At 42.9% G+C, this 22896-nt stretch carries 18 protein-coding genes and 2 pseudogenes; 7 read left to right on the forward strand and 13 right to left on the reverse strand.

What is annotated here, in order from left to right:
- The first annotated feature begins 243 nt into the window (after positions 1–243).
- Positions 244–1066, forward strand: a protein-coding gene (locus tag FOC32_RS08355; protein WP_104426124.1) for an IS5-like element ISAba27 family transposase whose coding sequence is annotated in 2 segments (ribosomal slippage) — positions 244–624 and positions 626–1066 — 822 coding nt in all. Because the reading frame shifts where the segments join, the coding sequence is not laid out codon by codon here.
- 609 nt (positions 1067–1675) lie between these two features.
- Here FOC32_RS08355 and FOC32_RS08360 read toward each other — a convergent pair.
- From FOC32_RS08360 to fahA, 5 genes are read right to left on the reverse strand one after another with little or no spacing between them, the layout of a single operon-like run.
- The gene (locus tag FOC32_RS08360) at positions 1676–2323 is read right to left on the reverse strand and encodes a CoA transferase subunit B (protein WP_175966911.1); all 648 of its coding nucleotides are present in this window, start codon (positions 2321–2323) and stop codon (positions 1676–1678) included.
- 2 nt (positions 2324–2325) lie between these two features.
- Positions 2326–3027, reverse strand: a complete 702-nt coding sequence (locus FOC32_RS08365; RefSeq protein ID WP_175966913.1) for a CoA transferase subunit A — start codon at positions 3025–3027, stop codon at positions 2326–2328.
- 21 nt (positions 3028–3048) lie between these two features.
- On the reverse strand, positions 3049–3624 hold the full coding sequence (locus FOC32_RS08370; protein ID WP_175966915.1) for a VOC family protein: 576 nt from the start codon (positions 3622–3624) through the stop codon (positions 3049–3051).
- Between the two features lie 20 nt (positions 3625–3644).
- A complete protein-coding gene (maiA, locus tag FOC32_RS08375; protein ID WP_175968173.1) occupies positions 3645–4283 on the reverse strand; it encodes a maleylacetoacetate isomerase in 639 nt (212 codons plus the stop codon).
- A 20-nt stretch (positions 4284–4303) separates the two neighbouring features.
- Positions 4304–5587: a fumarylacetoacetase gene (gene fahA / locus FOC32_RS08380; RefSeq protein WP_175966916.1), complete on the reverse strand. Its 1284-nt coding sequence runs from the start codon at positions 5585–5587 to the stop codon at positions 4304–4306.
- A 188-nt stretch (positions 5588–5775) separates the two neighbouring features.
- Between fahA and FOC32_RS08385 the strand changes: the two genes are divergently transcribed.
- Positions 5776–6597: an IclR family transcriptional regulator gene (locus tag FOC32_RS08385; RefSeq protein ID WP_414631438.1), complete on the forward strand. Its 822-nt coding sequence runs from the start codon at positions 5776–5778 to the stop codon at positions 6595–6597.
- A 178-nt stretch (positions 6598–6775) separates the two neighbouring features.
- Here the strand turns inward: FOC32_RS08385 and FOC32_RS08390 are convergent, their stop codons facing one another.
- The 7 genes and pseudogenes from FOC32_RS08390 to FOC32_RS17250 form a co-directional block, all read right to left on the reverse strand.
- Entirely contained in the window at positions 6776–8359 is a 1584-nt protein-coding gene (locus tag FOC32_RS08390) for an IS66-like element ISAba25 family transposase (protein ID WP_005080957.1), read from the reverse strand.
- 74 nt (positions 8360–8433) lie between these two features.
- Positions 8434–8769 (reverse strand): IS66 family insertion sequence element accessory protein TnpB, encoded by a 336-nt coding sequence (gene tnpB / locus FOC32_RS08395; RefSeq protein WP_000618091.1) that lies wholly within the window; start codon positions 8767–8769, stop codon positions 8434–8436.
- Positions 8766–9149, reverse strand: a complete 384-nt coding sequence (locus FOC32_RS08400; RefSeq protein WP_005233700.1) for a transposase — start codon at positions 9147–9149, stop codon at positions 8766–8768. Before FOC32_RS08400 ends, tnpB begins: the two co-directional genes overlap by 4 nt.
- A 165-nt stretch (positions 9150–9314) precedes the next feature.
- The gene (locus FOC32_RS08405; RefSeq protein WP_175966918.1) at positions 9315–10541 is read right to left on the reverse strand and encodes an aromatic amino acid transaminase; all 1227 of its coding nucleotides are present in this window, start codon (positions 10539–10541) and stop codon (positions 9315–9317) included.
- Between the two features lie 29 nt (positions 10542–10570).
- The gene (locus FOC32_RS08410; RefSeq protein WP_175966920.1) at positions 10571–11971 is read right to left on the reverse strand and encodes an amino acid permease; all 1401 of its coding nucleotides are present in this window, start codon (positions 11969–11971) and stop codon (positions 10571–10573) included.
- 170 nt (positions 11972–12141) lie between these two features.
- A complete protein-coding gene (hppD, locus tag FOC32_RS08415) occupies positions 12142–13203 on the reverse strand; it encodes a 4-hydroxyphenylpyruvate dioxygenase (RefSeq protein ID WP_175966922.1) in 1062 nt (353 codons plus the stop codon).
- 504 nt (positions 13204–13707) lie between these two features.
- Positions 13708–13864 (reverse strand): annotated as a pseudogene (locus tag FOC32_RS17250) (MFS transporter); the annotation flags it as partial.
- Between the two features lie 277 nt (positions 13865–14141).
- Here FOC32_RS17250 and FOC32_RS08420 point away from each other — a divergent pair.
- Together FOC32_RS08420 and FOC32_RS08425 are read left to right on the forward strand one after the other, a co-directional pair.
- Positions 14142–14624, forward strand: a pseudogene (locus tag FOC32_RS08420) (VOC family protein).
- 331 nt (positions 14625–14955) lie between these two features.
- On the forward strand, positions 14956–15657 hold the full coding sequence (locus FOC32_RS08425; RefSeq protein ID WP_175966924.1) for a VIT1/CCC1 transporter family protein: 702 nt from the start codon (positions 14956–14958) through the stop codon (positions 15655–15657).
- Between the two features lie 157 nt (positions 15658–15814).
- Here FOC32_RS08425 and FOC32_RS08430 read toward each other — a convergent pair whose 3' ends face one another.
- Positions 15815–16777 carry an IS30 family transposase gene (locus FOC32_RS08430; RefSeq protein ID WP_125279925.1) on the reverse strand — a complete coding sequence of 321 codons (963 nt, stop codon included), beginning with the start codon at positions 16775–16777 and terminating at the stop codon, positions 15815–15817.
- Positions 16778–17263: 486 nt separating this feature from the next.
- On the opposite strand from FOC32_RS08430, the gene FOC32_RS08435 reads away from it, so the two are divergent.
- Genes FOC32_RS08435 through nirD form a run of 3 tightly spaced genes read left to right on the forward strand, consistent with a single transcriptional unit; the run spans position 17264 to position 22826 of the window.
- Positions 17264–18604 (forward strand): MFS transporter, encoded by a 1341-nt coding sequence (locus FOC32_RS08435; RefSeq protein ID WP_005234426.1) that lies wholly within the window; start codon positions 17264–17266, stop codon positions 18602–18604.
- A 40-nt stretch (positions 18605–18644) separates the two neighbouring features.
- Entirely contained in the window at positions 18645–21191 is a 2547-nt protein-coding gene (nirB, locus tag FOC32_RS08440; protein ID WP_217706280.1) for a nitrite reductase large subunit NirB, read from the forward strand.
- A gap of 24 nt (positions 21192–21215) precedes the next feature.
- On the forward strand, positions 21216–22826 hold the full coding sequence (gene nirD / locus FOC32_RS08445; protein ID WP_175966925.1) for a nitrite reductase small subunit NirD: 1611 nt from the start codon (positions 21216–21218) through the stop codon (positions 22824–22826).
- The last annotated feature ends 70 nt before the right edge of the window (positions 22827–22896 follow it).

A 22896-nucleotide genomic window follows, 5' to 3' on the forward strand; every position in this document is an offset into this window, starting at 1 on the left:
ATCTATATTGAATGACCATTTTTTACTAATGAACTTACATTGATTGAAACGGATTAATTCAAAGATTAGTCAAAATTTATTTGTATGGTATTTTGTATGCTGAGGTTTTTAAATTTATATAATATTATTTATTTCAATGGCTAGTTAATGGATTCAATTGACGTCATCCATTATGTACATAAAGAACAGTTAGGTATCTATTAGACCTCTTGCGAAAGTAAAAACCACCTCAATCTAAATTTCATGAGATATCACAAATTAAATCGTTTTTCAGATTCTGAATTCCAGCGCTTGGTTGGTGTACCTCGACCAGTTTTTAGTGAAATGATCGAAGTTTTAAAAGAAGTAGAATCACTTAAAAAGAAATCTGGGCGTCCTCATACTTTAGCTATAGAGGATCAATTATTATTAACACTCAATTACTTACGGAATTACAGCACTCAATTGGAGTTGGCTGCAAATTACCATATCGCTGAAAGTAATGTGAATCGAACCATTAAAAAGGTTGAAGATGCATTGATGAAATCAAGACGGTTTACTCTGCCAAAACGAAGCATTACCACAGCAGACGAACAGTTTAACTGGGTCATTATTGATGCGACAGAATGTTCAATAGAACGTCCGAAAAAAAAATCAGAGTAAGTTCTACAGTGGTAAAAAGAAGAAACATACGCTAAAAGCACAAGTGATCTATCATCCGAACAGCAAACAAATCATAGGGCTAGATATATCGAATGGCAGTCAGCATGACATTAAATTGGCAAGAAGAACGGTTAAAAAATTCAAACATTGTAAATATGTTATGACCGATTTAGGGTACTACGGATTAGAGCAAGATGGCTTTAAATTATTGATGCCAATAAAGAAAAAGAAGAATTTACCCTTATTTGATGTTGAGAAAAAGTACAATAAAATGATTGGAAAAATACGAGTTGTGATCGAACATATTAATAGTCAATTGAAAACATTTAGAATATTAAGTGAACGCTATCGAAATAGACGGAAAAGATTCGGTTTACGCATTAACTTAATCGCTGCACTGGTAAATCGGATGAACTTGCAATAACGACTTTCGCAAGAGGTCTATTAAGAATGTGTTTATATAAATTACTTGCCACATTTTTTGCCACACTTTTTTTAATATTTATCAAATACCATCAAATGAAATTAAGTAAATGGTATGAAATACAATGGCTTAAGTCTAATTAAATTTGATGGATTTATACCCTAGTGAGTTCAACTCCCGCCATCTCCACCAAAATACTTAATAAAAAAGCCACTTATATAAGTGGCTTTTTTATTAAGTATTTTTTCTACTAATTAAAATTTTATTATCATTATTATCTTTAGTGATCAATTTAAATATAAATTAGTGTGAAAGTAGTTCTGAATCTTAAATTTTATAAGTTTTACTGAGCTTAATAAAAAAATAATAAACCGAAAAAAAATAGTTTTTCTGCAAACTTATTTGAATAGAAATAAAGATAATTTTATTTGATCCAATAAGGTGAATTACATTCATAAAATTTTATTGGGCTTTTAAAAATTATATGGCAAGAACATGAATATTATAGAAAAATATTCTTTACCTTCAATGTAATTACGATGCTAAAGGAATATTTCATAAGAATAATCAAAGCAGCTTTCGCTGCTTTGATTATTCAGTAGAAGCAGATCAGGCAGCCTCAAGTCTATCCGTAATCAGCTCAACTCCTGTCGCAGCTTTGATCTGTTCCAGTGTGACATCTTGAGCGAGTTCTACCAGAACCACTCCGCGTGAAGTAATATCCATCACACCGAGATCGGTAATGATTCGATTGACGACACCTTTACCGGTCAACGGCAAGGTACACTGAGGAACGATTTTCGGTGAACCGTCTTTCGCTGTATGTTCCATCAGCACTACAATTTTCTGCACACCGGCTACCAGATCCATGGCACCGCCCATACCTTTGACTTTCTTGCCTGGAATCATCCAGTTTGCCAGATCACCCTTTTCGGAAACTTCCATTGCCCCCAGAATCGCAATATTGACATGTCCACCGCGAATCATGGCAAAGGAATCCGCACTGGAAAAGAAGGCAGCACCTTTACGGGCAGTCACTGTCTGTTTACCTGCATTAATTAGATCTGCATCAACGGTTTCTACAGTTGGAAATTCATCAATACCCAGCAAGCCATTTTCAGACTGGAGCCAGACATTGATATTTTCTGGAATATAATTGGCAACCACTGTTGGCAAGCCAATACCGAGATTGACATAGAAACCATCTTCCAGCTCCTGTGCCGCACGCTGAGCCATTTCATTTCGAGTCCAAGCCATGATTATGCTCCTGCCTTTAAGGTCATCTGTTCAATGCGTTTTTCTGGTGAAGCATTAACGACAATGCGATTCACATAGATTCCAGGCAGATGGATATCATCGGGATCAAGTTCACCAATCTCTACGATTTGTTCAACTTCAGCCACAGTGATTTTCCCGGCCATGGCACATTCGGGATTGAAATTACGTGCAGTTTTACGGAAGACCAGGTTGCCGGCCTTATCTGCTTTATAGGCTTTGACCAGTGCCACATCTGCGGTTAATGACTTTTCCAGGATAAATTCTTTACCCTCAAATTCACGGACTTCTTTGCCTTCAGCAACCAATGTGCCGACACCGGTTTGGGTGTAGAAAGCGGGAATTCCAGCACCACCCGCACGCAGTTTTTCTGCCAGTGTTCCTTGGGGCGTGAGCTCTACTTCCAGCTCGCCATTTAAATATTGACGTTCAAATTCCTTATTTTCACCGACATAAGAAGAAATCATTTTTTTGATCTGCTTGGTCTGCAGCAATTTGCCCAAACCAAAATTATCCACACCTGCATTATTGGAAATACAGGTGAGACCAGTGACACCAGTATTTTTTAAAGCTTCAATAAGTGCTTCAGGAATACCACATAAACCGAAACCACCAACGGCGAGCGTTTGATAATCTGCAACGATATCCTCCAAAGCTTCCTGAGCATTGGCAACGACTTTATTCATCAGAGATCCTTTTCCTAAAATTCAAGCGTCCATCTTGGCTTCGCGAGCGCTATGGTCTAATTCATCTGCATGCAGGAAGTGGGTATGCGATGGTGCGCGTTTGGTTGTGCTCCATTGTTCCAGCATGTCATACTTCATTTCTTCGGTAATCATGGCAATTTTCTGAGGTGCTTTTTCATCATCATAAGCCAGTTCCAGACGGTGGCCATTTGGATCAAAGAAGTAAATTGAATGGAAAATGCCGTGATTGGTAATGCCCAGTACATCTACGCCATTGGCTTCCAGATGCTCTTTAGCTTGAACCAGTGCCTGACGATCTTTCACTTTTAAGGCGATATGCTGCACCCATTTTGGGGTATTTTCATCGCGGCCCATTTCCGGTTGGGTGGGCAGTTCAAAGAAGGCCAATACATTGCCATTGCCTGCATCTAAAAACAGGTGCATATACGGGTCGAAAGCTTTGGTAGACGGGACATGATCCTCAGCAAAAGCCAGAATAAAGTCCATGTTCAGATTCTTTTTATACCATTCCACGGTTTCTTTGGCATCTTTACAGCGGTAGGCGACATGGTGAATTTTTTCGATTTGAATAGTCATGTTTATATCCTTATATATTCTTATGCTGCATCGGGCTGCGCTTCAGGTGCAGCTTTTTGAAATGCATCCAGTGAGTTACAATGGGCATAAATCGATTCAATTTTCGGAAAATCTGAAAGATCGATGATGAAACGTTTAGCGTTATACACTTGTGGAATCAGACAGCAATCTGCAAGGCTCGGTTGATCTCCAAAACAGAATTGGCCATTTGAAAGCGTTAATTGAGCTTCGAGCGCTTTTAAACCGGTGATGACCCAGTGTCTGTACCATTCAGTTTTCTGTTCATCGCTGGCATTCAGGGTTTTGCTAAGGTACTGAAGTACACGCAGGTTATTTAATGGATGAATGTCACAGGCAATATTCAAGCTAAAGGCTCGGATTAGTGCACGCTGTTGCAAATTCTTGGGCAACAGGGGAGTTTCCGGAAATTTTTCTTCCAGATATTCAATCATGCTGAGCGACTGGGTCAGCGTGAAATCATCTTCAATCAACGCTGGCACCAGCTCTCCTGGATTGACCCGACGAAACATTTCACTATGCTGTTCGCCACCGTTGTTCACCAGATGAACCGGGATATGTTTTGCTTCGAGTCCTTTCAGGTTGAGCGCAATACGAACCCGGTAAGCGGCTGAACTGCGAAAATAGGTATATAGTTTCATGGTCATGATTTCACTCCAGCTTATTCACTAAAACCGAAATCAAGCGCTGGCAGAATTTTGCCGCTCACAGCACCGAAACCGATACGCAGGCCATCTTTTTCACAATGACCTTTCATGATCACGGTGTCGCCGTCCTGAATGAACGTACGCTGTTCACCATTCGACAAAGTCAGTGGCTTGGTGGCATTCCAGGTAATTTCCAGTAATGAACCATAAGAGTCTGGCGTAGAGCCGGAAATCGTGCCTGAACCCATCAGATCACCGACCTGTACATTACAGCCGGCAATGGTGTGATGAGCCAGCTGCTGTGCCATCGACCAGTACATATATTTGAAATTGGTTTCACAGATCACATCAGCCTGGTCTGAATTTTCAGGCTGAATTTCAACGGACAGGTTAATGTCATAGCTATTACTGCTGTTATCTTCACACAAATAAGCCAGAGGTTTTGGCTCCTGAGCAGGTGAACTGGTTTTAAACGGTTCAAGTGCTTCCATGGTTACGATCCATGGCGAGATCGAAGAGGCAAAAGTCTTGGCGTTAAATGGACCTAGCGGTACATATTCCCATTGTTGCAAGTCACGTGCAGACCAGTCATTGAATAGAACCATACCAAAAATATGATCCCAGGCATTTTCAATTGCAATGGGCTCGCCTAAGTTATTTGGCTTGCCGATGATAAAGCCGGTTTCCAGTTCGAAGTCGAGTTTGCGACATGCTGAAAATACTGGGCGATCAGAATCCGGTAATTTGATCTGTCCAGATGGACGCACGATCTCTGTACCGCTGACAATCACGGAGCTAGCACGGCCGTTATAACCGACTGGAAGTTCTGACCAGTTGGCTAACAGGGCATTTTTCGGATCACGGAACATACAGCCGACATTGGTGGCATGTTCTTTGGATGAATAGAAATCGGTATAGCCCGGGATATGTACCGGCAGATGCATTGTGACGTCTGACTGTTTCAAGAAAACCAGATCACGGAGTTCCTGATTGTCGCGTAATTCGGCATGATCGGCTGACAGTAACTTTTGTAATTCCGTACGTACTTTAGACCAGTTGGCTTTACCTGACTCAATAAAAGTATTCAAGGTTGGCTGGTTAAAAAATTGCTGAACTTGTTCCAGCTTTAAATAACCCTTTGCTTCCAATACCGCCAGGTCAACTACCCATTCTCCAAGTGCCACCCCGGCACGCGGTTGGGCGTTTTGCTCATTACTGAAAATACCATAAGGCAGGTTTTCTAAAGGGAAATCTGAATCAGGAGCGATGTCGACAAATGACTTCAAACGTGTCGTCATAAATATGGATCCTTTCCGTGGAAAATTTAAGTTCTATACAGAATCATACTTATATTTTTAGATTACGCAATAAATAATTTGATTATGAATAATGTAAATTTGTTAAAATGCGGATATGATTTGAATCTGGAATCAGATTTGGCCGAACAAGATTTTTGATTTCAGTAGTACAATGGTTTTATAGAACCATGAAAATTAATGCGTATATGCAGGATGGAACGATGAGCGTTGAGGAAGAAAAATTACAGGGAGGAGTGCAGTCTCTAGAAGTAGGATTAACTGTACTCGATGCATTGACTGAACATAATGCACCGATGATGTTAAAAGAGCTGTCAGAAGTCCTGTCCATGCATCCTGCAAAAGTGCATCGTTATGTGGTGAGTCTGATACGTAAAGGTTATGCCCAGCAGCTCAGTGATGGACGTTATGGCCTGGGTGAGCGTGCTCACGCATTTGGGGTCAATGCTTTAAAACGTACCGATATGCTGGAATTAACCCAAAAATATATTGCGCAGATTCAGCAGCATTTAAATTGCAGTATTCATGTCAGTAAATGGTTCGCTGATGGTGCTGTGGTGGTTCAGTCGCTTGAATCCAACCATGTATTTAATATTATTACCCGGGTCGGCTCGCGTATGCCTTTGCTAAAGTCGGCAACTGGTCGTTTACATGCCTGCCTTCAGCCAGAACACATCATCAAGCCTTTGCTGGAAAAAGAGTGGGCGAGTAGCGCTAAAGCAGGTCAATATCCCGCGAACTGGGAAGAATTCTTGCAGCTTAAAGAGAAAATCCTGCAGCAGGGCTATGCGTCAGTGACCGGTGATATGATGGCGGGCATTCATGCAGTGGCGATTCCGGTGTATAACTTTAGCCGACAGCTTGATCATGTGATTACCTGTATCGGAACAGAAGACCAGTTGCCAGCAGATCAGATGCAACAGGCTATTGATTATCTGCTAGGGATCCAAAAACAGATTGATGCCTTGTTTAATCCACAGGTGGCTGTCTAATACTTTCTTCTATTACATATAATTTATAGTCATTACATAGATCCAGTCCTGATAGGGTACTGGATCTTTTTTATATCCAAATATTGACTCTCCGACAAACCCGGTACGGTTCAAAGAGCCTTATCTGACCCTATTTTTATTTAAAAAGTAAGCGTCCGCTGAATCCCATACCTATTTTTTAATTCGATTTAGGTTTCCAGCAGTGCGGCAGCAATTCTTCAATTTGGGTCACTTTGTGTGTCGGTAACCTTTTCAGCACATCACTTAAATAGGCATACGGATCCAAGCCATTCAGCTTTGCTGACTGGATTAAAGTCATGATGTTTGCCGCTCGCTGACCACTGCGCAGCGAACCTGCAAACAGCCAGTTCTTGCGTCCCAACGCCCAGGGACGCATCTGATTCTCTACCCAATTGTTGCATATCGGTAGATTGCCATCATCCAGATAGCGGCTTAAGGCTGGCCAACGCTTCAGAGTGTAATTGATAGCCTTGGCGGTGGGAGAACTCGATGGCACTGTCAGATGATGTTGGTTGAGCCATTCATATAGTTGTTGCATCACTGGTTGACTATGCTGTTGTCGGTATTCGCGGCGGTCTTCCGCTGTACCATCGGTCTTTTTCCTGAGTTCTGCTTCTATCGCATACAGTTTCTGAATCAGCACTAAGGCCTGTTCAGCAACCTGACTTTTCCCAGTTACATGCAGTTCATGGAATTTACGACGTGCATGGGCCATGCACCCCACCTCAATCACCTGGCCTGATTTAAAACGTGCTTTATAACCACTGTAATCATCACAGACTAGATAGCCCTGCCAGCCTTTCAAGAACTCTTCAGCATGCTGGCCTGAACGACTATCCTGAAAGTCATAGATCACCGCCTGAACTGGATTATACTGTGTGGTGGCATAGGCCCAGACATAACCTTTCTTCGGTTTTTTATTATTCTCACCCATCCGCATGATGGTGACCGGTGTTTCATCTGCATGCAGCACCCGCTGTTGCAGCACCACCTCTTTTAAGGCATTGGCCAGAGGTTCCAGTTCTACACCGCAGCGACCTATCCAATCAGATAAAGTGGATCTGGACAGATCAATGCCAGCCCGCTGATAGATCAGGCGCTGACGGTACAGCGGCAAATGATCGGCATACTTCGATACCAGCACATGGCTGAGCAATTCAGGTGAAGCAATGCCTTTATCAATCACATAGGCGGGCATCGCTTGCTGAGTTAGAGTGTCACACTGATCACAGACCCATTTACCACGCACATGCTGTTCCTTATAGAACTGTGCCGGTCTGAAATGCAGTTTTTCACTGACATCTTCGCCGATACGACGGAGTTGGCAGCCACAAGCACATTGGGTTGATGCAGGTTCATGCTCAATACGGATGGTGTGTAGATGATCTGGCAGTGGTCGACGTTTAGGTTTATTGGTTTTGGCTTTCTGTGTCGCTGCATTGGTTTTATCTGCATTTAGCCGTTCCAGTTCTAGATCAACCGCGGCAATATCTTCTTCAACCGCTTCATCCCAGAGATGGATTTGTTTTGCCGTTAAGTGTTCATTCTTTTGGGCGAATTTGTGCTTTTTAAACAGCGCCAGTTCATGCTCGTATTTTTGATTGAGAATAGAAAGATGTTGAACTTTGGCATCCAATTGTTGGTTTGATTGTGCTAGAGACTGATGCTGCAGCGCCAACTGCCTGGTGAATTCCAGCAGTTGTTCATGGGTCAGTTGGCTTAAGTCAGGCAGCGTATTCATGACCGCAGTATGCCTGAGGTCATGAGAAGAATGAAATAGAACGTTTGGAGAATAGCAGAATGGTCGAGCCTGGTTTAAAGCATCGTCACCACCTGCTGTCGTCCAATGCGCTGCCAGGGCAAACCTTGGATCAGTGCCTGTAACTGTTCCGGGCTGAGGGCCACGGTTTCACCTTGGTGAACTTGAGCCCAGTGAAATTTGCCCTGTTCCAGCCGCCGGGCACACAGCCAGATGCCCAATCCATCATGTACCAGCACTTTCATGCGATGGCCACGTTTATTACAGAACAGGTAAGCACAATGCGGTTTGATGTAGCCAAAGGCTCTCACCACCTGAGCCATGGTCGTATCCATACCTGCACGCATGTCCATGGGCTGAGTAGACAACCAGATTTCATCAATGCGGATCATGTTGCAAGTGCCTTGAGTAATTCTGCCAAGGCAGGTATTTCTGATGTCTGCCATTTTAGCTGAATATCATTATTCGTATGAGGCACGGTGATACACAACGTGATCCTCTCATCAATAGGTTGGCTGATTGCAGCAGTGTAAGGCAAAGCAATAAATGCTGGATTCACATGAGTAGGATCCTGCACGGCACCCTCATGATGGCTGAAGATCCTGATCCAACGACTGACAAGGTTGGCATTAATACTATGTTGCAGTGTGACCGAAGCGATCGAGGTATTAGGATTTTTGCAGGCATTGACAATACTGAGTTTGAATTCTTTGCTGTATTTTCGGCGTTTTTTAGCAACAGGAGGTGTTGCTGAATATATATCCATGTTCATGGATTAAGTCCCCACTTGTTTTTAGGTGGGAACTAAATTAAGGCTTATAGGATCGCTTGGTAAGGCTGTGTTAGCCGGATGCTTACTTTAAAAAGATCAAATCACTATTCATAAAAAAAGCCTTCCAGCACTTAAGCTAGAAGGCTTCTAACAACTTAATTATTTTTAAGCAATCAACGGTTCAGCTTCATTTTGCATTTTGATCACCGCAGCCATCGACTCTGCAACATAATCAATATTGCTGAGGTTCAGACCCGCTGTACACATCCGGCCACTACGGACCAGATAAATACCGTAATGCTGTTTTAACAGATCCACTTGCTCAGCAGTTAAGCCGGTATAGCTGAACATGCCTTGTTGCTGGGTCAGGTAGCTGAAATCAAGTTCTGGTAGTGCCTGAGACAATTTTTCTTTGAGTAAGCCTCGCATACGTAAAATACGCTGGCGCATTTCTTTAACTTCAGCCTGCCATTGCTCAAACAGTTCTGGAGTATTTAACACCTGACTGACCAATAGCGCACCATTCGCCGCTGGACTTGAATAAATCCGGCGAACTGTCGCTTTCAACTGGCCTAAAACATTTTGCGCACTGCTGCTATCATCACAGACAAAACTTAAGCTACCAATACGTTCTCCATATAAAGAGAAGATTTTGGAAAATGAATGGCTGACGATAAAGTTCATTCTGGCTTGATCAAGTGCACGAATGGCATAGGCATCCTGTTCCAGACCCTGACCGAAACCTTGATATGCCATATCCAGGAACGGAATTAAGGATTGAGCCTTTAATACTTCAATGACTTGATCCCACTCATGTGGCTGTAAGTCTGCCCCGGTCGGGTTATGACAACATGGATGTAATAACACAATACTTTGAGCGGGCAGCTGTTTTAAGCAATCCAGCATCGCCGGTACATTAACGGCATTGGTTTCTGCATCATAATAAGGATAGAAATGGGTCTGAATACCAGCGCCATTAAAGATGGCAATATGGTTTTCCCAAGTCGGCTGGCTCACCCAGATTTCAGATTCTGGAAAATATTTTTTCAAAAAGTCAGCGCCGACTTTTAGCGCACCTGAGCCACCCAAGGTCTGAATCGTGACTACACGGCCTTGCTCGCGGGCAGGGCTGGAAGTTCCAAAAATTAATTCCTGTGCAGCCTGGTTAAAGCTGTTCAGACCATCCATCGGCAAGTAAACACGAACTTTATTATAGTCAGGGGTCAGGTAAGTATAGGCTTTTTGCACTGAGTCTAGCTGCGGCACGATATTATCTTCGTTGTAATACAGGCCGATGCTTAAGTTAACTTTGTTATTACGCTGATCTTTGTTGAATTCTTCCATTAAAGAGAGAATCGGATCGCCGGCATAAGTATCAATATGTTGAAACATGAATCTATCCTAATCTAATCAATAAGCGATTACGCTTCTGGTAATGTGCTAATTTTGCTGTTGTCTAACATTGTAGTTTGAGATTCCTGTTTGCGCTTAAAGAAGTAGGCAACCGAGAGAATACCAATCCAGACTGGAATCATGATGACAGCAACACGCATATCCGGGGTGCTGCTCATAATCAGCAGAATACCGCCCATGAATGCGATACATAAATAGTTGGTAAATGGATAAGCCACACTTGGAAAATCGGTTCTAGTCTGCGTACGATTCATTGAGGTCTTGAATTTCAAATGAGTATAGGAAATAACAAGCCAGTTAATCACGATGGCAGCAACCACCAGCATCATCAACATGCTAAAGGCTTTTTCCGGTACCAGATAATTTAATAAAACGCACATCAAGGTGAAAAACGCTGAAACCATCACCGCATTCACAGGGATGCCACGCTGATTAATCTTGCTTAAGAACTTCGGCGCATTACCTTGCTGGGCTAAACCTAAGAGCATACGGCTGGTACAGTAGTTAGTACTGTTATATACCGAAACCGCCGCGGTTAACACCACGAAATTCAAAACTCCGGCAACTGTCTGACTGCCGAGAGAATCAAAAATCATCACAAATGGACTACCACCTTGCGCCATCATGTTCCAAGGGTAAAGTGATAAAATCACTACCAGACTCAGGATATAAAATAACAGGACACGGTAGACAATTTGATTGACTGCTTTAGGCAAAGTCTTTTTCGGATTATCAGTTTCTGCTGCTGCGATCCCGACCAGCTCAATGCCGCCAAAAGCAAACATGATCATAGCCATCGCCATAATCAGGCCCATGATTCCATTCGGGAAGAAGCCGCCGAGTTGCCATAAATTTTCCAGACTGGACTGGCTATGGCCGCTACCACTGACAAGCAAGTAGCTGCCGAACGCAATCATGGCAATAATTGCACCAACTTTAATGATCGCCAGCCAGAACTCCATTTCACCGAATAATTTCACGTGAAGCAAATTAATGATATTGATGAAAATGAAGAAGCCGAGGGCAGAGACCCAGGTCGGAATTTCTGGCCACCAATAATGGATATAAAGACCGACGGCACTTAATTCGGCCATACAGACCAGAATATTCAGTACCCAGTAATTCCAGCCCGACATAAATCCGGCAAATTTGCCCCAGTATTTATAAGCGAAATGACTAAAAGAACCGCTCACAGGTTCATGTACAATCATTTCACCCAGCTGGCGCATCATTAAGAAGGCAATCAAGCCTGCAATGGCATAACCTAAAATAACAGAAGGCCCAGCAAGCTTGATCGTTTGTGAAATTCCAAGAAACAGTCCGGTACCAATTGAACCACCGAGTGCGATGAGCTGGATATGCCGGTTACTTAAACCTTTTTTCAGGTTTCCTTGTTCAATATGCTGCATTTTTATTCATCATCCATGTGAGATTAAGTGCTGAGCTATGATGTGCTTTATTATTTTTATGCCGTCATCGATGCAGAATCTTAAGTGTTATACGAGCGTATACGTTGAAACAGAGGCAACCATACCGATGCATATGAGACTACATAGACACCGGTATGGTTTTAAAAAGGTCAGGCTTTAGAAATGTCTAAAACACCACGTTTGATCTGATCACGTTCGATTGATTCAAATAAGGCCTTAAAGTTACCTTCACCGAAACCATCATCGTCTTTGCGCTGGATAAACTCAAAGAACACCGGGCCAATCATATTTTCAGAGAAAATCTGTAACAGCAGGCGTTTGTTACCATCTTTGGTATTGCCATCGAGCAGAATGCCGCGTTTTTGCAGCTCATCCGCAGGCTCACCATGGTTCGGCAAGCGCTCATCCAGCATTTCATAATAAGTGCTTGGCGGTGGCGTCATGAACTTGGTGCCTAAAGCTTTCAGCTTGTCCCAGGTCTCAAGCAGGTCATCACAGATAAAGGCAATGTGTTGAATGCCTTCTCCATTGAATTCGTTCAGGAACTCAGCGATCTGGCCATTACCTTTGTCTGAATCTTCATTTAGTGGAATACGGATCTTACCATCTGGTGCTGTTAGTGCCTTAGAAGTCAGGCCAGTGTATTCGCCTTTAATATCGAAGTAGCGGATTTCCTGGAAGTTGAAAATCTTTTCATAGAAATCTGCCCAGTACTGCATACGACCTTTATAAACGTTATGCGTTAAATGGTCGATTTCATTCAGGCCTGTGCCGGCTGGACGCGATGGAACATTATCAAAGAAGATAAAATCATTTTGGTAAATGTCACAATCGACCAGGAAGATTGGAGAACCACCGATTCCTTTAATCGCAGGGATGTTAAGCTCCATTGGCCCGATTTTGCTATAAATCGGTTCTGCACCGATTTCAATCGCCTTTTGAAAAGCTTTTGCCGCATTCTTGGTACGGAAGCCCATTGCACAAGCAGAAGGACCGTGCTCTTTATAGAAAAATGCTGCATATGATTCAGGCTGATAATTCAGAATGATATTAATATTGCCCTGGCGCCATAAATAGACATTTTTCGATTTATGCTTCGCCACTTTAGTGAATCCGATGGTTTGAAAAACAGGATCCAGCTGGCCATCTTCAGAGACAAATTCAATAAATTCGAATCCGCACAGTTCTAATGGATTGGCTAATTCATTCATACAACATCCTCATTATTTAAAAGCAATCCTATTGCTCATCTTTTACTGTCTTGTTCAGGGCTCACGGATGTATCACTGCCATTTTATATTGAGCAGACAAATCCGTTTGCCTGACTTCTTTGACTTGCTCAACTGCATCGATTCCTGATGCCTACAAGAAAAAGAAGGAATTTAACTCATCATACTGGATCTTTTTAATTATTCAATACGTAATTTAGTTACGCAATAAATAATTTAATAAAATATTGCTGTAATTTATAACATAAATTAATGTTATTCATAAAAATATTTTTTAGATAATTCCAGGAAATTAACGCACTGGAAATGTAGCTTTTTGTAAGGCTAAGTCGTCTTAAACGAGCTATTTTGCAAGGCTTGCTGAGCTCAGGTTTTTAGGAAAAGAACCTGAAAAATTGAAATATCCAGACCTTGGTTTTAAATTAATTTTTCACAAAGAAAGAAAAAACCCTTAAATGATTGAGGGCCTTACTGTGGGGAAGGAATTTAATCTGTCAGTTTTTCCAGTTTCATACTTTCACGATAGATATAGACAGCCTTTATACAGTAGGAAAACACCAATTACCCCAGCCATCGCATTGACGATAGAGATAGAGTTTCCGACCATTAAGGTATTTTCAAAGTAGCGGTCTGTAATCAGCGCAAATGAAAAAAGCAAGGTATATTGTTGACCTGGACATCGACAACTTTATAAACATTTTAGTGGCTTAGAACAGCTGCAAAGCACTTTATAAAATCTGCAGCAGATCAAGAAGTACCTGTTATTACAATTCGAAGAATAAAAACACAATAAAGAAACTGGCCTTTTGCCAGCTTAGGTCGAATATAGAACGCATAGATAAATTTGTTTAGCCACTCAAAAGCGTAAAGCAGGGCTAAACAAATGCGTCATCTCTTAATCTCTACGCAGAGGCGAGATCATGAATATTGCAAAAAATACCATCTGCCTTTGGTACGATCACGATGCTGAAGAGGCTGCACGGTTTTATGCAGAAACTTTTCCAAATTCATCTGTAGGTGCCATTGTTCTTGCACCTGGAGATTATCCCTCTGGTAAAACAGGTGATGTCATCACAGTAGACTTTACCGTACTGGGTATTCCATGTATTGGTTTAAATGGTGGACCAGAATTTAAGCATAATGAAGCTTTTTCCTTTCAAGTGGCCACACAAGATCAGGAAGAAACGGACCGATACCGGAATGCGATTGTGAACAATAATGGGCAGGAAAGTGAATGCGGCTGGTGTAAGGATAAATGAGGAGTTTCCTGGCAAATCATCCCTAAAGCTTTACTTGAAGCATCATACAGTTCAAACCATGGTGTTGCTAAAAGAGCCTTTGATGCCATGATGACCATGAAGAAAATTGATGTCGCTGCAATTGAAGCTGCCATCCGAGGTTAAGAAGTGGTGTTGATATCAATTATTTGATGCAATGCATTTGGTTTAAGCTTTTGACCTTATTACTTATTTAAAGTGAAAGGTTATTGATAATAATCAGGAATTCATCCTTTAAGGTATCGCCAGTGGGTTGTTTATTGCGACCGCTGGCTAAAACCCATTTAAACATCCTCGATAAGTAATTTCTATTTTTCAAAAATAAGTAAATAAAACTCGAAGCTATCTCTGAAAGTGAAGACTTATATTTGAAATATTTGGCTTAAAGTAAGATGATAAAATAATGAGTGACTAAAATTTAAAATCTTATTTCATCCGCTAGAAGAACGAGAAAGACATGCCTCATTCCCATCATCATGAAAAACACTATATACAACGTTCTGGCTGGTTGCGTGCCGCAGTGCTCGGTGCCAATGATGGAATTATTTCCGTGACCAGTCTGGTTGTTGGGATGGCAGCCAGTGGCGCTTCTTCACAAACACTTTTGATTGCTTGTGTTGCTGGCCTGATTTCTGGTGCAGCCTCGATGGCAGCTGGGGAATATATTTCGGTTAAGTCGCAACAGGATATTGAAAAAAATGATCTCGCCATGGAAGAGCGGGAATTAAATCTGCATCCCGTACATGAATTAAAAGAGCTAAAAAATATTTATATCAAGCGAGGTTTAGAAGCTGATCTGGCCGAAGAAGTGGCAAAACAGCTTACTGCACATAATGCCTTGGATGCGCATGCACGTGATGAGATTGGAATTCTGGAACAGACAGCTGCCCGGCCCTTTACGGCAGCATTTTCTTCAGCATTAGCATTTACGGTAGGTTCTTTATTTCCATTGGTATCCATTTTATTTCTGCCTTCACATTTGCTAGATCAGGGCGTCATGCTGGTGGGAGTGCTTAGTCTGGGAATTATGGGAGCATTAGCCAGCTATGCAGGCGGTGGCAGTATGTGGAAAGGCGCACTGCGTGTCATGATTTGGGGCATCGTTGCTATGTTATTCAGTTTCTGGATTGGCTCTCTATTTAATATTGCTAGTACGTAATTATTTAAAAAATATGGAATAAATTTTTATTGATCTAGATATATCCAAAATTTAATTAAAGTAGACAATCTGAAATTAAAATTTTCCAAACTTAAGTGTATTAGACACATTTAGATACTTAATTAGCTAACTCATTTAAAAAAATTAAGTGGCGGATTCAAGCAGCAAGTGCAACAGTATAAAAACCAGCCATAACTTCACTAGGCGTATACCAGCCTAGTGTTTTTCTAGGGCGATGATTGAGAGCAAATTCTATCTGCTTTATTTGTTCATTTGACACTTCATCAAACGAAGATGATTTTGGCAGATATTGCCTGATCAGACCATTGGTATTTTCATTTCTGGCTCGTTGAATCGACTTGTATGGATCTGCAAAGTACGTCTCTATCCCTGCTTCCGTTATCCGCCGGTGCTCGGAGAACTCCTTACCATTATCAAAGGTTACACTGTAGGCATGACTGCTGCGCAAACATGCTAAAGCACACGAGATCGTTTTAGTTGTGGTTCTAGTTTGTCCCAAATGAACGATATGTACATACAAGCTTTTGCGCTCAACCAGAGTTAATAATGCCCCCTTGTGATTCTTGCCTATCACGGTATCACCTTCAAAATCACCTAGGCGTTGACGTTTCTCGATGACCTCATCGCGACAGTGAATACTTGTTCTATCAACGAGTTGGCCTCTACGGTCTGTATTTTTATAGCCTCGTTTACGATATTTCTTTTGATGTCTTAAATGAATGTGGAGCTTACCGCCTTTAGATTTATCTAGATAGACGTACTGATAAATCCATTCATGTGAAGGCACATCAAGCCAACCTCGTTGTGTTAAAGCACCTGAAATTTGCTCAGGAGACCAATCTAAGCCAATCAGATAACGAATATAAACGAGAGCAAAATCCGTCATTTGTGAAGAGGATCGATATCGTCTTTGACTTGAAAATTTCTCTGCCTGTTGAGCTCGATATCCACGTTTTCCAGTATTTCTTTTGATCTCACGATAAAGGGTTGATCGAGAACGTCCAAGCTCCCTGGCAAGGGTAGAGATTGAAGATTTGCTTTTCAAAGCAGCATAAATTTCGTATCTTTCATCTTGAGAAAGTTGGGTGTATTGCTTCATTGGGTGCTTTCCAATTGCGAGTTGAAAAAAGTCTAATGATTTTAATACACCTAACTTTTTCAACTAACTACAAATATGTCGCACTTGGTATTTGAATCTGCGAGTTTTAACGATAAGTTTTTCTTTAATTAAAAATATCTAGTTTGATTATGTTCTTCCTTGCACTAAAGCTGTGCCAAATAGTGCAGTGAAGTGGCAATTTTAAAATCCAGATATAAATATGCTGAGAAAAATAAAAGAGAGCTTGGTTCGAAGTCACTATAATTTAGAAAAAATATAAAAGTACTTTTAGATAAATAATACAAATACAAATACTTATTTATAGAATTATTTTATCGGCACGCTTTGTGCTTAATAGAATTTGAGTCAAAGACGACTCTAAAGAAATTTGTAAGACGGCCAATGACGTCCGTTCTGATCGCATCTGGTGTGCAGCGATTCGCATAGCAGATAAGCCTATACGTTCAGTTCTGGAAGGAGATGGTGATGTCTTCAAATTTATATGAAAAGAAAGCAACAAAAATAAGTCTTTTGAATTTCAGCAGCGCAGCAATGAGAGCCTTCCATATGAGTTGGCTCGCGTTTTTTGTCTGCTTCTTTGCCTGGTTCGCCTGTGCACCGCTGATGCCTGTGATCGCGGGTGAATTCAGCTTAACCAAAGATCAAATCGCCAATATCAATATTGCAGCAGTCGCGATCACCATTCTGGTTCGACTGATTGTCGGTCCGCTATGTGACAAATATGGTCCACGGAAAACCTATACCGCCTTACTCGTACTCGGCAGTATCCCGGTCTTTGGTGTGGCCTCTGCGAATAGCTATGAATCCTTTCTGTTTTTCCGCTTACTGATTGGCGCCATTGGTGCCAGTTTCGTCATTACCCAATATCACACCAGCATCATGTTTGCGCCGAATGTCGTGGGTACTGCAAATGCTGCATCAGCAGGTTGGGGAAATGCCGGTGGCGGTGCGACTCAAGCCTTGATGCCATTACTTCTGGCTGCGCTAGTGCTGTTCGGTGTTGAACAGGCGATGGGCTGGAGAATTGCCTTAATTGTTCCAGGCCTGATGATGCTGATCGTCGGTGCATTGTACTGGAAATTTACCCAAGACTGTCCACAAGGCAACTTTAAAGAACTGCGTGCAGCAGGAATTCAGGTTGGTAGCGAGAAAAAAGGTGGCATGGCAATTCTGATGCATGCGGCCCGTAACTACCGTGTCTGGATTTTATTTGGCGCTTATGCGGCCTGTTTCGGTATCGAAATCTTCATTCATAACATCGTAGCCATGTACTACGTAGAAAACTTCAGCTTTGGTTTAAAAGAAGCAGGTATGACGGCCGGGATCTTCGGTCTGCTAGCACTGTTTGCCCGTGCACTGGGTGGCATTGTTTCAGATAAAGTCGCCATCAAAAAAGGCCTGGACGGACGTACCAAAGTGCTGTTTGCCATGATCTTGATGGAAGGCTTATTCCTGATTTTATTCTCGCAAATGAACAGTGCCATGCTGGCCATCATCACAATGACTGTCTTCGCATTATTTACCCACATGGCATGTGGTGCAACGTATGCGCTAGTGCCATTTATTGACCGGGATGCTTTAGGGGGGGTGGCTGGCATTATCGGTGCAGGCGGTAACGTGGGTGCGGTCGCAGCAGGATTCTTACTTAAAGGCATGCTGGATATTCAAACCTGTCTGATGGCACTTGGCGGCCTGGTCGTGATTGCAGCAAGTTTTGTTCTGATGATTCGCTTCTCGGTTGAGCATAAAGCCAAAGAGCAAAAGCTGTATGAAGAAGCTGTCCTTGAACGAAACAACCTGGCTTAAAACACAAGATACAAGATTTAGAAAATTTAGGAGAAGGAATATGAAACTGGTAATGATTGGCCATGGCATGGTAGGACACAAATTTATTGAATCTGTGCTTGAGCATGCAGGTGATGAGGTTGAAATCACGATTCTGGCAGAAGAGCCGCGTCTGGCTTATGACCGTGTACATTTAACTGAATATTTCACTGGAAAATCAGCCAAGGATTTAACCCTTTGCCGTAATGACTTTGCAGATGCGTATGGAATTGATTTGCGTTTGAGTACCAAAGCGACTGCAATCGATACTGTTAATAAAACAGTCACCACTAATCATGGCGATGTGATTACTTATGACAAACTGGTTTTAGCTACCGGCTCCTATGCTTTTGTTCCACCAATTCCAGGCAACGACCGTGAAAATTGCTTTGTTTATCGTACCATTGAAGATCTGGATGCAATCCGGGCAGCGAGCCTGAAAGCCAAAAACGGTGTTGTGATCGGTGGTGGTTTGCTGGGGCTGGAAGCGGCAAAAGCGTTGCGTGACCTGAATCTGGAAACGCATGTGGTCGAATTCGCACCACGCCTGATGGCAGTACAGATTGATGATCTTGGGGGTAAAGTATTACGCAGCAAAATCGAAGATCTGGGCGTAAAAGTCCATACTCAAAAAGCAACTTCGTCTATTGAAGATGGTGTCAATGCCAAGCACGTGATGAAGTTTGGTGATGGTGCTGAACTGGAAACCGACATTATCCTGTTCTCTGCGGGGATCCGTCCACGTGACGAACTGGCACGTCAAAGCGGCCTGGCGATTGGTGAGCGCGGCGGGATCATGATCAATGATTACTGCCAGACTTCGAAACCGGACATTTACGCAATTGGTGAATGTGCGCTGTGGAATAACAAGATTTTTGGTCTGGTGGCTCCAGGCTATGACATGGCACGTATTGCTGCGAAACATGTACTGCAAGAAGAATGTGCAGCATTTGCTGGCGCGGACATGAGCACCAAGTTGAAACTGATGGGTGTTGATGTTGCATCAGTGGGTGATGCACATGCCATGACACCAGGTTCATTCAGCTACTTCTATGCCGATGAAGCGGCACAGATCTATAAGAAAATTGTGGTCAATGCAGAAAAAACCAAACTGCTTGGTGCAGTGCTGGTGGGTTGTGCCAAAGAATATAACGATCTGCTACAAATGATGCTGAATGGTCTGGAAATCCCGGAAAATCCGGAAGGCCTGATCATGCCGGGGTTTGATCAAGCGACTGCAAAAGCGGGTGGTAGCGGTGTAGATCTGCTTCCAGACAGCGCGACGATTTGTTCATGTAACAACGTTTCTAAAGCAGATATCTGTTCTGCGATTGCCGATGGTTCAACTTCTCTCGGTGCTCTGAAAAAATGCACCAAAGCCGCAACGGCTTGTGGTGGCTGTGCATCGTTGGTGACGCAAGTCCTGAAGTCTGAATTACAACGTCAAGGCGTTACCGTAAACAACCATCTCTGCGAACACTTCGCTTATTCACGCCAAGAGCTGTATCACCTGGTACGTGTTAACGAGATCAAAACTTTTGATGACCTGATCCATCAACATGGTCATGGTATGGGTTGTGATATCTGTAAACCGACTGTGGCAAATATATTAGCATCTTGCTGGAACGACTTTGTACTGAAGCCAAGTCACGCCGGTTTACAAGACAGTAATGACTATTACTTGGGTAATATCCAGAAAGACGGTTCGTACTCAGTTGTGCCACGTATGGCGGGCGGTGAAGTGACACCAGAAGGCCTGATTGCAATTGGTCAAATTGCTAAAGAATACGGTCTGTATACAAAACTGACTGGGGGCCAGCGTGTCGATATGTTTGGTGCACAAGTGCATCAATTGCCAGAAATCTGGGAAAAACTGATCAATGCCGGTTTTGAGTCTGGTCATGCCTACGGTAAATCACTACGTACAGTGAAATCTTGTGTCGGTAGCACTTGGTGCCGTTATGGTGTAGACGATTCTGTGGGCTTGGCGATCTATCTGGAAAACCGCTACAAGGGCTTACGTTCTCCACATAAACTGAAAATGGCCGTGTCTGGCTGTACCCGTGAATGTGCCGAAGCGCAAAGTAAAGACGTGGGTGTCATTGCCACTGAAAAAGGCTGGAACCTCTATGTCTGCGGTAACGGCGGTATGAAACCACGCCACGCGGAACTACTGGCATCAGATCTGGATACCCAAACTTTAGTCCGCTATATCGACCGTTTCTTCATGTTCTATATCCAGACGGCTGATCGTCTGCAACGTACTTCGGTATGGCGTGACAACCTCGAAGGCGGCCTGGATTACCTGAAAGATATCGTGGTAAATGATTCACTGGGTCTAGCAACAGAACTCGAGCGTCGTATGGAGCATGTAGTGGGTACTTATCAGGATGAATGGCGTACTGCGATTGAAGATCCTGAAGTGCGTAAACGCTTTAAAACCTTTATCAATGCCAAAGCTGAACAGCAAAACGATCCTCATGTTCAATTTACTGAAGTACGCGGCCAGATCCGTCCGAAAACTGAAGCTGAACGCGATATCACACGTATTCCAGTAGTTGAAGCCTGATTCAAAGAATAAAGGAGCAAGAATATGACAATGTTTAAAGATATGAATGAACTGAATTGGGTTGAAGTGTGTGCACTGGATGACATTACACCAAATACTGGCGTAGCGGCATTGGTAGAAGATCAGCAAATTGCTTTGTTTCGTGTGGGTAATGAAAAGCGTATTTACGCTTTAAGCAATCAGGATCCATTTAGCAAAGCATTTGTGATGTCGCGCGGCATCATTGGTGATCTGCAAGGCGAGCGTGTTGTCGCTTCACCAATTTACAAGCAGCATTTCAGTCTGGCGACTGGCCGTTGTTTAGAAGATAAAGATCAAAAATTACTGGTTTTCCCGAGCAAAATTGAAAATGGCAAAGTGTTCATTAGCCCAGTGCCACAAAAAACCTATATCACCAACAACGGTATTTCACCGGAAAAAATGAAACTAATACTGGTCGGTAATGGTCTGGCAGGCATGCGTTGTCTGGAAGACCTGCTGGATATGGCACCAGACCGTTATGAAATTACCGTGATTGGTGAAGAGCCTTGGGGCAACTACAACCGCATCATGCTGTCGCCAGTGCTTTCTGGCGAGAAAACCATTGATGACATCATGCTGCATCCGCATGCATGGTATGCCGACAAAGGTTTTCGTCTGATTGCAGGTGATCCGGCGGTTCGTATTGATCGTCCGCGTAAGCAGATTTATACCGAAAAAGGCGAAGTGATCAGTTATGACCGTTTGATTCTGGCGACGGGTTCCAAGCCATTCGTTCCGCCAATTCCAGGTAGCGACTTAAAAGGCGTACTCAGCTTCCGCGACATTTATGATGTCAACAATATGCTGGACTACTGCAAAACCAAGAAAAATGCGGTCGTCATCGGCGGTGGCTTACTGGGCCTAGAAGCTGCTTATGGCCTGAAACAGCAAGGCATGAATGTCACAGTATTGCATCTGATGGATCGCATTATGGATCGTCAGCTGGACAGCAAAGCCAGCCAGATGCTGAAAACAGCGATTGAGCAGAAAGGTATCAATATTCTGACTGAAGCGAATACCGAATGTCTGATTGGTGAAGACGGTCATGTGACCCAAGTGAAACTCAAAGATGGCACCGTGCTGGCTGCCGATCTGGTGGTGTTTGCTGTGGGTATTCGTCCAAATATCGCATTGGCGCAAAGTGCCGGTCTGCGTTGTAACCGCGGTGTGCTGGTGAATGACACTATGCAGACTTTTGACCCAAGTATTTATGCGGTGGGTGAATGTATCGAGCACCGTGGTCAAACCTTTGGTCTGGTTGAACCACTTTGGGGCCAGGCGTTCATTTGTGCATCACATCTGGCCGAGCATGGAAGCCTGACGTTTAAAGCGCCAACCGTTCTGACTCAGCTGAAAGTGAGTGGTTGTGACGTGTTCTCGGCAGGTGACTTCGAACCAAAAGAGGATTTTGAAGATATCGTGCTGAATGACGAGAAACGTCAGATCTATAAACGCATTATTATTCAAAAAGATAAAGTCATTGGTGCAGTGCTGTTTGGTGATACTGAAGACGGTACCTGGTATGCCGAACTGATTGCAGATCAGACACCGATCACTTCGATTCGAAATAAACTGCTGTTTGGTCGGGATTTTGCATTAAAGAAAGCAGGGTAATCCATCACATAAATCTTCCCTAACCCCTCTTTAAAAAGAGGGGAACCTCCCTCCTTTAACAAAGGAGGGT

Origin of the sequence: Acinetobacter sp. FDAARGOS_724 (assembly GCF_013364475.1) — a bacterium.
GTDB lineage: Bacteria > Pseudomonadota > Gammaproteobacteria > Pseudomonadales > Moraxellaceae > Acinetobacter > Acinetobacter variabilis.